We start from the raw sequence: 10,296 nt of genomic DNA, 5'->3' as shown, positions 1-10,296 counted from the left end.
TGACGGTGATACCGCTGGCTTCCAGTCTCTGGTGTTGACGATAAAGCGGCAGGTGGTAGCGGTATTTCTCAACCAGCAGGCCAGCTATAAAACTCACATCGGCAAAGCTGCGGTCAAACAGGCCGGAGGGTGATGATTTCTGTTTCCGGAATCTCTGGAGACTCAATGTCCTTGAGGATCTCCCCGAGAGCCAGCTGGTCCGGGTTTTCTATCAGTCTCTTTTCCGATTTTTCACCAAACGTGATAGCGGATAGAACGGGTATCAATACCGTCAATGATCAGCTTCAGGTCGGTCAATGCAAGTAGCTGTTTAACCGCCGGACCGGCGTGGGAGTGAAACTGACCCTGCTCCAGTCGTTTACTCCAGATGCAGTAACCACTGCGTTCAAAGTACAGCACCTTGCACTGGTTTCGACGACGATTGATGAAGACGAACAACTGCCTACTCAACGGGTCTTCCTCAAGGGTATTTTTCACCAGGGCGACCAGGGCGTTGTATGACTTCCTCATATCGGTGGGGCGGTTATAAAGCCAGACCCGCACCTGTGATTCAGGAAAAAAATGATCAACGCCGCATACGCAGGGTTACACCACCGGGTAATTCGAGTTCAATTTCCCATGGAGGCAGGTCTGATGGTGTGTGGTGAAAATCAGTTTTAAATTCGAACCAGTCAGAGTTTGGTTGTGCTGGTTGATCAGGCCTTTCGGTTGCCTGCCTTAGTTTGCGCTTCCACAATGTGAAAGTTGACAGGCAGATATTGCGCGAAAGGCAAAAAGCTTTCTGGCTGACGCCGCTTTCCCGCTGTTGATCGATGAGGCCTTGCCACTGTTCAGAAGTGCGGCGGTTTGGTTGTTTTTGATTCACGGCTCGCTCCTGTTTTTGAAACAGGGGTTAGCGTGGCAGACAGATGTTGGGTTTTGAAGACGTCCTTAAATAAGCGCTTACGCCAAAGTTCAGTCGGGTAGAACGTTGGTTATTTTGGCGCTTACCAATTGGCATAACTAAAGGCTGTTTTCTTATCTTGATCCTCAGCATTCTTATCTAATTTTCTTTGCTTATGCAATTTGTTGAAACACCTTTTACTCTTTGCCTTGGCAGCCAGATGAAAGGCTGTACACCCAGAATTATCCTTAGCATTGATATCTATTTTTTCTTTTTTCTTTAACAACTCTGTTAAACAATAAATATTGTCTGCCTGGGCAGCTAGATGTAATGGTGTCCTCTTTTGATTATTGGGGGAATTGATTTTTACTTTATCTTGCCGGAGCAGGAGATCTAGACAAGATCTATACCCTTCAATTACATCTACATCGGTTTTACTGTTTACCCAGCACTCATGTTTGACGACATAATGCAAGGCGCTCATACCCTGCTCGCACTTGTGATTGTAATCTAACTTGTCATTGTAAAAATCATTAAGCTCTTTCAGGCAGGAGTATTTGCCCTTAATTGCAGAATTCAGAAAGAACTCCGAAAGTGTTGTATCGTCTGCTTTTATGAATTCGAGCAGTTTCACAAGGCAATAGCCTTGGTCTCCCTTAATAGCCAAATTCAGTAGTGAAGTTTCTTTATTCTTATCTTTACCAATAATCTTGGATTTTATTTTTTTCTCAAATCTATTAAATTTATTAGATTTATCGAGGATCTTTTTCACAAAGTCGATATTGCCGTAATAAGCTGCGTATTGCAGTGGAGTATACGATTTCACCTCAGCAGTTTTCGTAATATCTTTTATTTTTATGCGGCCTTCCAGTAAATCATCCAGTAATTCATTTTTGTCTTTGTTATTTGATCTTGCTATATGATGCATTAGCGTCATAAGGGATTTATCTTTTTCACACACGTCAGCATTAGCCTTTATTAGCTCTTTTATGCATAAAATATCACTGTTTTGTGCAGCCAAAAGCAGTGCAGTATCTCCATTGTCATCTTTATCATTGATGCAATCTCGTATTTTCTCGCGCAACTTATTTTTTTGGCTACGGTTCGCCTGTTTACCTTTTTCTTCATATTCCTCATACAGTAGTAAGATAATGCAATGAATGTTGGCTTTAAAAGCTGCATAGTGGAGGGGAGTCCTACTTTTGTCATCCTTAATATCGATGAATTCTGCTGATCCCGGTTTCTCTAGAATTTTTTTGAGGTAATGATGGTTGCCATTTTCAACAGCGAAGTGCAGGAGTGTTTTACCGTCTTCGATTTTTACCCTAAAGTCCATCTTATCGAACAGTTTCTCCAGGCTTCGTGGGTCATGATTTTCTTCGATGGCAAATCGCAGGACGAGACCGATATTTTTGATCGAGAGTTCATTAATGTGTTTCTCGTCGCATAATGTATTCAAGCATTTTTTATATGTATCCAAATCTTTTTCATCTTTTGCTGATATTGCATAATGCAGCGCTATTTTACCACTCTTATCAATTATCAAGGATGTTGATATCCGCCCCCATTTTATCTAATAGATGTATCAGACAATAGAAGTGACCCTTCTCAGCAGCATGATGCAGGGCTGTTTTCCCACTCTCATCAGCGTCATGGATAGTCACTTTTTTATTGGTTAGATATTCTAGACATTTAAAGTCGTCTTTCTCAGCAACATAATCATCCAAAGCTTTGTTTCTGCTGTTAGTGGATGACTCAGTTTTTGTCAGTTCCCGTGGTGCCGGGTTAGTATCCGGGCTGTCATTCAATGGCTTTTTGCGAGAGTCAACCGCAGTATCAGTCGTGACAGAGTCGCTAGTGACAACAGAGCCAGCCTGAGCTGTTTTATCAGCTTTATCAGTATCGTCGAGCTTCATGTTGGTTGTGAGCGTACTGTTGCCTTTTTCATGATCGGCCAGGGAAGCAGTAAACTCCTTAAATACATTGACGGTCTTTGTGTAGCCTTTATCAGTAGCTATTTGGAGAGCCGTCTTGTTATCTTTATTCCTGATTTTGTCAAGGGCCGGGGCAATGGTCAGCAATACCTTGACGGTCTCGCTGCTGTTAGATTCGACAGCTTTGTGAAGAGCCGACGTGCCATCTTTCCAGGCCAGGGTTTCATCTTTTTTCATAAAGACTTCGACGATCTTTGCCAGGTTACGACGAACAGCCATGTCAAAAGCGGTTTCGCCCTTATTATTCTTCATCTTCACGAGATTGAGAGATGAGGTGTCCCTCAGTATTTCCTCGACTTTCTCTTTACTGCCCCGAAGAACAGCTTCGTGGAGTGTCGTATTGCCTTGCTTATCCTTAATTTTGCCCAGTGAGGGATCATTCTTGGCTCTGCCTGTATTATCTTTGAAAACAGGAGTGTCGAGAGACTTACAATAAGATGAATATTTGCCAGGGACAGTGTCCCCGCTCATAAGAATAAATGGCTCAGCCTGTTGCTGGCATTGACTGCATTTGCGTGTCCCAAGACTTTTTCCGGCCTGCTGTTCACTGTCAAACCATTTGGTGATGCATTTCCAGTGGAAAACGTGTGAGTCCGGACAAGAGGCTTTGACCTGTCGCTTATCATGTTGTCCGATAGGCGGGTCGCCACTATCACAGAGGTGGCAATTAAAGAATAAACCCGTCGCATTTCCCCTGACACTATTCATTGCTTTACTTTAGTTTAATGACGTAATGCCTTCGGTGAGACAAAAATCAGCAGAGAAAATTCCATAAAAAATAGAATTTTTACAAGATGAGTGTCGTTATTTATTTAGAAATGAGAAATAAAACCCGCTGCACAGAGTTTGGTGCAGCACGTAGCACGAAGTGCAGGTTTGAAACAATTAAGGGGAGCGGCATCGGCAAATTTACTATTATCCAGCCTGAAGCTGTTGGATGAAGCCGCATCAGCGGTTGTTACTGGTAAACTCTGACTGCCTCTACCGGTACAAGGCACGGTGCCGGTTCCCCGCTCAATTGTATTGTTCACAGTAGAAGACAGGCCTTGGCTCTATTTTGAAGGAGTTTTATTGCACCTGTTTGATTCATCCTGATAGCGAAGTCGAGAGCCTTATTGCCATTTATATCCCTTTCTTTCGCAAGAGTGGGGTTAAAGGCCAGCAATGCGTTGAGAACATCTGTGTGGCCACCGAGGGCAGCACGGTGGATGGGCATCACGCCATTAGGGCCAACCCTGATTTTGGCCAAAAATTCGGCCAAGGGGCGGTCAATATCCAGTAATGCATTGACGGCATCTTTCTGGCCACCATAGGCGGCAATGTGGAGAGCCGTCATGTTATCGCCAATCTTATGAAAGGCCAGGGTTTGGTCAATGTTCAGCAATTGTCTGATAATCTGTGTATGGCCTTTTTTTGCCGCATAGTAGAGAGGCCTATTGCCATTTTCATCCTCCCTGTAGACCTGGTTGCGGTCAATCCCCAGCAATCGCTCGACAACCGCTGTGACGCCATGCAAGGCAGCAAGGTGAAGCGGTGTTTGATTCTTATTATTCTCTTGTTGAGCCAGGTCTCTATCTATGTTCAGCATTGTTTCGGCGATATGCGTATTTTTCCGTATGATTGCTATGTCTAAAGCCGAATGGCCATTGCCATCCCTAACTTTCGCCAGGGAGATATCAAAGCGCAGCAATACATCGACGGTACGCCTGCAGTTATTAGCGGTAGCCAAGTGAAGAGCCATTTGTTGCCTGGCCAGGGAGGGATTAATACGCAGAAAAACAACAACAACCTCTGCTAAGTTACCAGCAATAGCCGATCTGAAAACTGTGGGCTCGAGGGAGGGGTTAATGCTCAAGAATGTCTTGACGGTGTCTTCATGGCCATTGAAGGCAGCATATTTGAGAGCTTTGGAGATACTGTCATTATCTTTGGCTAAGGAGGGGTCAATGGCCAGCATTGCCTTGACGGCCTCTGTGTGGCCATTACGGGCAGCTAAGTGGAGAGCCGTGCAGCTATCGTTCTTATTGACTGAGGTTTGATATTTTTTCAGCAGCTCCCGGGCGGACTCTGAGTGGCCGTTCTGAGCGGCCATACGCAAGGGCGTAGCACCATCTATACGTGTTTTGACATTGACATCTACTTCCATCAAAGGCGTGATACCGTCGTTTTCACGGGCATTAAAGTCCACTCCTCTGTTATCCATATCAGTCAGCTCACGCAGACACCCAGTGTCGTTTTCTTGTTCGATGGTCTTGCGGTTAATAAGGGTTGAGGAAGTAGAGAATTTACCATTAACAACCGCTGATGCGCCTTCATTTAATGGCTTTTTACAAGAGTCAACCGCAGTATCAGTCGGGTCAGGGTCGTTAGTGGCAACAGAGCCAGCCTGAGCTGTTTTGCCAGCTTTTTCGGTATCGTCAAGCTTCACGTTGATTGTGAGCGTACTGTTGCCTTTTTCATGATCGGCCAGGGAAGCAGTAAACTCCTTAAATACATTGAGGGTCTTTGTGTAGCCTTTATCAGTAGCTATCTGGAGAGCAGTCTTGTTATCTTTATTCCTGATTTTGTCAAGGGCCGGGGCCATGGTCAGCAATACCTTGACGGTCTCGCTGCTGTTAAATTCGACAGCTTTGTGAAGAGCCGACGTGCCATCTTTCCAGGCCAGGGTTTCATCTTTTTTCATAAAGACTTCGACGATCCTTGCCTGGTTACGACGAACAGCCATGTCAAAAGCGGTTTCGCCCCGATTATTCTTCATCTTCACGAGATTGAGAGATGAGGTGTCCCTCAGTATTTCCTCGACTTTCTCTTTACTGCCCCGAAGAACAGCTTCGTGGAGAGTCGTATTGCCTTGCTTATCCATTTTGCCCAGTGAGGGATCATTCCTGGCTCTGCCTGTATTATCTTTGAAAACAGGAGTGTCGAGAGACTTGCAATAAGATGAATATTTGCCAGGGACAGTGTCCCCGCTCATAAGAATAAATGGCTCAGCCTGTTGCTGGCATTGACTGCATTTGCGTTGCCCAAGACTTTTTGCGGCCTGCTGTTCACTGTCAAACCATTTGGTGATGCATTTCCAGTGGAAAACGTGTGAGTCCGGACAAGAGGCTTTGACCTGTCGCTTATCATGTTGTCCGATAGGCGGGTCGCCACTATCACAGAGGTGGCAATTAAAGGATAAACCCGTCGCATTTCCCCTGACACTATTCATTGCTTTACCTTGGTTTAATGACGTAATGCCTTCGGTAAGACAAAAATCAGCAGAGAAAATTCCATAAAAAATAGAATTTTTAACAAGACGATTGCCATTTATATCCCTTTCTTCCGCAAGAGTGGGGTTAAAGGCCAGCAATGCGTTGAGAACATCTGTGTATGGGCTTTTGTTGCCGCATGGTAGAGAGGCCTAAAGCCATCTGTATCCTCCCTGTAGTCAATCCTCAGCGACCGCTCGACGATCGCTGTGTTGCCATCTCGTAAAACCTTCGAAATCGGTTGGGGATGTCCTTCAGCATTCTTTCAGACTCAGATCGCATCTCGGACAGCCCGGAATAAATTCCTCAAAGAAGGTTGGAGACGCTGCCGGGCATTCTTTCAGACTCAGGTTGACGACAGGCCCGGGCTTGATTTGCTTCTTGAAGGAGTCTTTTTACCTCTGTGAAACCATGGCGGTTAGACCTGTCGGGAGCCGTACAGCCATTATCATTCTTTTCTTCGGCAAGAGAAGCGTTAAAGGCCTGCAATGCATCGACGGCCCTGTCGAGAGCCGTAAAGCCATTATCATTCTTTTCTTCGGCAAGAGAGGGGTCAAAGTCCAGCAATGCTTTGACGACCGCTGCGTGGCCATATGTAGCAGCAGTGTGGAGAGGCGTATCGCCAGAGCCAATCACCATTTTGGCCATTTTTTCGGCGAAGCGGCGGTCAATACTCAGCAATGCTTTGACGGCATCGCTGTGGCCATTGTAGGCAGCAAGGTGGATAGCCGGCCTGCTAACCTTATGAGTGGCCAGGGTTTGGTTAATGTTCAGCAATTTCTTGATAATTTCTGCATTGCCTTCGTTGGCAGCATTTTCGAGCGGCCTAAGGCGATCTATATCCTCCTTATCGACGAGCTTGCGGTCAATACTCAGTAATTTCTCAACTAACGCTAAGTCGCCATACTTGGCAGCAAGGTGAAGAGGTGTTTGATTCCTATTATCCACTTCTTTAGCCAGGCCACTATCATTGTCCAGCATTTTTTTGGCGATATCCGTATTTGCCTGTATTGCTAGTTCGAAAGCCGATAAACCTCTGCTATCCCTATGTTTGGCCAGGGAGGTATCAAAGCGCAGCAAGGAATCGACGGTACGCCTGCAGTTATTAGCGATAGCGAAGTGGAGAGCCATTTGCTCCTTGGCCAAGGAGTCATTAATACGCACAAAAACACCGACAACCTCTGCCAGGTTATCTTTAATAGCCGATATGAAAACCTTGGGCCCGAGGGAGGGGTTAATGTTCCACAATGTCCTGACGGTATCTTCGTGGCCACTGAAGGCAGCACTTTCGAGAGCTTTGGAGACACTGTCATCATCTTCGGCTAAGGAGGGGGCAATGGCCAGCAATGCCTTAACAAACTCTGTTCTGCCTATTCTGGCAGCATTGACGAGAACCGTGTTGCCATCGCCATCCTTATCTTTAGCCAAGGAGCGGTCATTGGTCAGCAATTTCTTGACCATCTTTATATTCCCATTGTCGACCGCATTGTGGAGAGCGGCAGAAAGCCGGGATCGATCATTGCCCAGCTGCTCGATGAATTCGTTTTCTGGGTCGTCAAACCTGTCAGCTTTGCTGAGAGCAGGATTATCTAGCGCCCTTTTAAGGATTTCCTGACGCTGGGTGCGATCAAGATCGTGAGCATCGAGAGCCAAATCGAGAGCGGTCTTACCATCATTATTTTTATCTATGGCCAGAAAGGGATCAATGTCCAGCAGTGCCCTGACGCTCTCTGCGTTGCCGTTACGAGCGGCTAAGTGGAGAACTGTTTCACCATCATCATCGCGAGCATTGACGTCGGCACCGTGGTTGACCAGAGTCTGGATTAAATCAGTATTTTGGTACTTTATGGCGACAGCTAACGGGTACTCTTTAACATGGGTTAGCGCCGATTTGTAAGCCTTATTTGCATAAGCCTCATTTTTGTCCAGCAGAAATTCCAGGATTTCCAGATCACCGGTACGGCATTGATTAAGTATCGGGGATGATTCACAATATCTGTGTTCATCGACTTCACTCCCGTCCTTAGGAATCAATGGCAGTGCCGGTTCATTGCATTCACTACATTGGCGTTTATCAAGACTTATCTCTTTCTGCTTGTCCAGGTGTTGGGTGATGCATTCCAAGTGGAAAACGTGGCCTTCCGGTTTACAAGACGTTTCCACCAGTGAGTGCCCACCAAACTGTCCTCCGATACTTCCGTCATTTATACATATTGAGGAACAATTAAGTGGTAAGCCTGCCGAACTGTCGCTGATACTGTTCATCATTTTGACCTACTTCATGTTAATGTTAAATTTTGGATATAAGTACATAATTAATAAAATTATATATTTCAATAATCAAAGGCACAGATGCATGGCTGTGTCTTTAAAAGCAATTGTTAAGATAAAATCAGCAGAAATAAGTTCCATAAAAATCAAACTTTATAACAAGAGCAAGGCGATTGTCGTTTAATTCTAAAGTTATGCACGAGCCTAACCGCGTTACACCAGACAATGGGCGTTAATTCAGAAAGGAGAGGTCAAAGGCGTTGTGCCGAGTTTCGTGCAGAGTTTCCAGTGGCTTGGTATTGGGCTTTATGTCCGGTTTGCAGTTGAACCCTTTAAGACGATGGATTTCATTCTCAAGAGCAGTCACTCGCTTATCCAAGCGGGTATTATCCTCAAGAAGACAGGTATTATCCTCTCGGAGACAGCTAATATCCTCAAGAAGTAGCGTGATTTTTTTCTCAAGGTTTGTCGTATATTCCAGCAGTTTTCTGACTAAGTCGTATTTTGGATCGCCTGGAATCTCAAAGGGAAAAGTCATCTGGAAGTTTGGTGCCTTCATCAACACTGTGTCGCCTAAAGTAAAAGTTATTCATACATGGCCGGACAACGGTTTGACGTTAAATACTCGAGGTAGGAGACGTATGCGCTTGCAGTGCAAGTACGGATCTGCGCAGGGTGTGGCGGGTGACCGCCATTCCTACTGTGACTATGTGGAGATAACCCTTTGCTCCCGGTTTTATCCGTTCATGTTTTTTGTCGCACGATGAACTCTTATAAGGAGTCTCCTGGAGACAAAAGGGATTAGAAATCGTATACTCCTTCGAATTTTGTCTGGCGCATACTGATCGATAAGCCCTATGTATAAATTGACACGAAGTGCCCTGTTTTGCCTTTCTGCCGAAACTGCCCATGATTTTGCCATGGAAATGATCAGTGCGGGAGGGCGTCTTGGTCTTACCCGGTTGATGGCACCTGCTGTCCCTGTCAAACCAAGGGAAGTGATGGGATTGACCTTTAACAATCCGGTTGGGCTGGCAGCGGGGCTGGATAAAAATGGTGAGTGCATCGATGGTCTGGGCAGTCTGGGCTTTGGCTTTCTTGAGCTGGGAACCGTGACGCCAGTGGGGCAGCCCGGCAACCCCAAACCAAGAATGTTCCGTATCCCTGAGAGAGAAGCGTTGATCAACCGTATGGGGTTTAATAATCTGGGGGTGGATCAGCTGGTCGCGAATGTTCAAAAGAGCCAGTACAAAGGCATTATCGGTATTAATATTGGCAAGAACCTGACCACGGCTGTTGAAGATGCCAACCGGGATTATCTCACCTGTTTGCGTAAGGTATATCCCCATGCCGGTTATGTTGCGGTTAACCTGTCTTCCCCGAATACTCCCGGGTTAAGGAAACTGCAATATGGTGATGCCTTGAAAAGCCTGCTGTCAGTGTTGAAGGAAGAACAGGCATCACTGGCTAAAGCCTATGGTCGCCAGGTTCCTCTGGCCATCAAAATTGCCCCGGATATGACCGACGATGAAATAGCCGCAGTTGCTGCCGAGTTGGTGTCGTATGAACTGGATGGCGTTATTGCCACCAATACGACACTGGATCGAGATAAGGTCAGCGGCTTTGCCACAGCCGAGGAAGCGGGAGGACTCAGTGGTGCGCCGTTGAGTGATAAGTCCACGGCAGTGATTCGACTGCTTGCCAGTGAGCTTTCCGGTAAGCTGCCGATTATCGGTGTTGGTGGTGTTATGGATGCTCAGACGGCGGCTGATAAGATCCGGGCGGGGGCCAGCCTGGTGCAGATATATTCAGGCTTTATTTATAAGGGGCCGGAGTTGATCCGAGAGGCTGCGGAAGCCGTCTACTCTGTTGATGCATAAGAAAGCGCGTTTATCCA

Annotated in this window: 8 protein-coding genes and 1 pseudogene; 1 reads left to right on the top strand and 8 read right to left on the bottom strand. The window is 46.1% G+C overall.

Features of this window, described 5'->3' with window-relative positions; all coding sequences use genetic code 11:
• The 8 genes and pseudogenes from J7439_RS21460 to J7439_RS21425 form a co-directional block, all read right to left on the bottom strand.
• A pseudogene (locus tag J7439_RS21460) lies at nucleotides 1-115 on the bottom strand (IS66 family transposase); the annotation flags it as partial.
• Nucleotides 116-231: 116 nt separating this feature from the next.
• On the bottom strand, nucleotides 232-543 hold the full coding sequence (gene tnpB, locus J7439_RS21455) for an IS66 family insertion sequence element accessory protein TnpB (protein WP_353623096.1): 312 nt from the start codon (nucleotides 541-543) through the stop codon (nucleotides 232-234).
• A gap of 22 nt (nucleotides 544-565) precedes the next feature.
• On the bottom strand, nucleotides 566-865 hold the full coding sequence (gene tnpA / locus J7439_RS21450; protein ID WP_209204035.1) for an IS66 family insertion sequence element accessory protein TnpA: 300 nt from the start codon (nucleotides 863-865) through the stop codon (nucleotides 566-568).
• A gap of 121 nt (nucleotides 866-986) precedes the next feature.
• The gene (locus tag J7439_RS21445) at nucleotides 987-2,429 is read right to left on the bottom strand and encodes an ankyrin repeat domain-containing protein (protein ID WP_209204034.1); all 1,443 of its coding nucleotides are present in this window, start codon (nucleotides 2,427-2,429) and stop codon (nucleotides 987-989) included.
• Nucleotides 2,419-3,585, bottom strand: a complete 1,167-nt coding sequence (locus tag J7439_RS21440; RefSeq protein ID WP_209204033.1) for an ankyrin repeat domain-containing protein — start codon at nucleotides 3,583-3,585, stop codon at nucleotides 2,419-2,421. Before J7439_RS21440 ends, J7439_RS21445 begins: the two co-directional genes overlap by 11 nt.
• A 319-nt stretch (nucleotides 3,586-3,904) precedes the next feature.
• Nucleotides 3,905-6,088, bottom strand: a complete 2,184-nt coding sequence (locus J7439_RS21435; protein WP_209204032.1) for an ankyrin repeat domain-containing protein — start codon at nucleotides 6,086-6,088, stop codon at nucleotides 3,905-3,907.
• Nucleotides 6,089-6,434: 346 nt separating this feature from the next.
• Entirely contained in the window at nucleotides 6,435-8,396 is a 1,962-nt protein-coding gene (locus J7439_RS21430) for an ankyrin repeat domain-containing protein (RefSeq protein ID WP_209204031.1), read from the bottom strand.
• Between the two features lie 235 nt (nucleotides 8,397-8,631).
• Complete coding sequence (locus J7439_RS21425) at nucleotides 8,632-8,958, bottom strand: hypothetical protein (protein WP_209204030.1); 327 nt, start codon at nucleotides 8,956-8,958, stop codon at nucleotides 8,632-8,634.
• Between the two features lie 298 nt (nucleotides 8,959-9,256).
• Here J7439_RS21425 and J7439_RS21420 point away from each other — a divergent pair, with 298 nt between their 5' ends.
• Complete coding sequence (locus J7439_RS21420; protein ID WP_209204029.1) at nucleotides 9,257-10,279, top strand: quinone-dependent dihydroorotate dehydrogenase; 1,023 nt, start codon at nucleotides 9,257-9,259, stop codon at nucleotides 10,277-10,279.
• Nucleotides 10,280-10,296 lie beyond the last annotated feature (17 nt).

This window comes from Salinisphaera sp. G21_0, assembly GCF_017744115.1.
Lineage (GTDB): Bacteria > Pseudomonadota > Gammaproteobacteria > Pseudomonadales > Endozoicomonadaceae > Endozoicomonas.
The sequence above is the reverse complement of the archived record's forward strand: the minus strand, read 5'-3'. Positions and strand labels throughout refer to the sequence as shown.

Excerpts from the sequence above, each read along its gene's own strand:
- J7439_RS21420 (WP_209204029.1), top strand. The coding sequence starts at position 9,257 with ATGTATAAATTGACACGAAGTGCCCTGTTTTGCCTTTCTGCCGAAACT.
- J7439_RS21430 (WP_209204031.1), bottom strand. The coding sequence starts at position 8,396 with ATGATGAACAGTATCAGCGACAGTTCGGCAGGCTTACCACTTAATTGT.
- J7439_RS21425 (WP_209204030.1), bottom strand. The coding sequence starts at position 8,958 with ATGAAGGCACCAAACTTCCAGATGACTTTTCCCTTTGAGATTCCAGGC.
- J7439_RS21440 (WP_209204033.1), bottom strand. The coding sequence starts at position 3,585 with ATGAATAGTGTCAGGGGAAATGCGACGGGTTTATTCTTTAATTGCCAC.
- J7439_RS21435 (WP_209204032.1), bottom strand. The coding sequence starts at position 6,088 with ATGAATAGTGTCAGGGGAAATGCGACGGGTTTATCCTTTAATTGCCAC.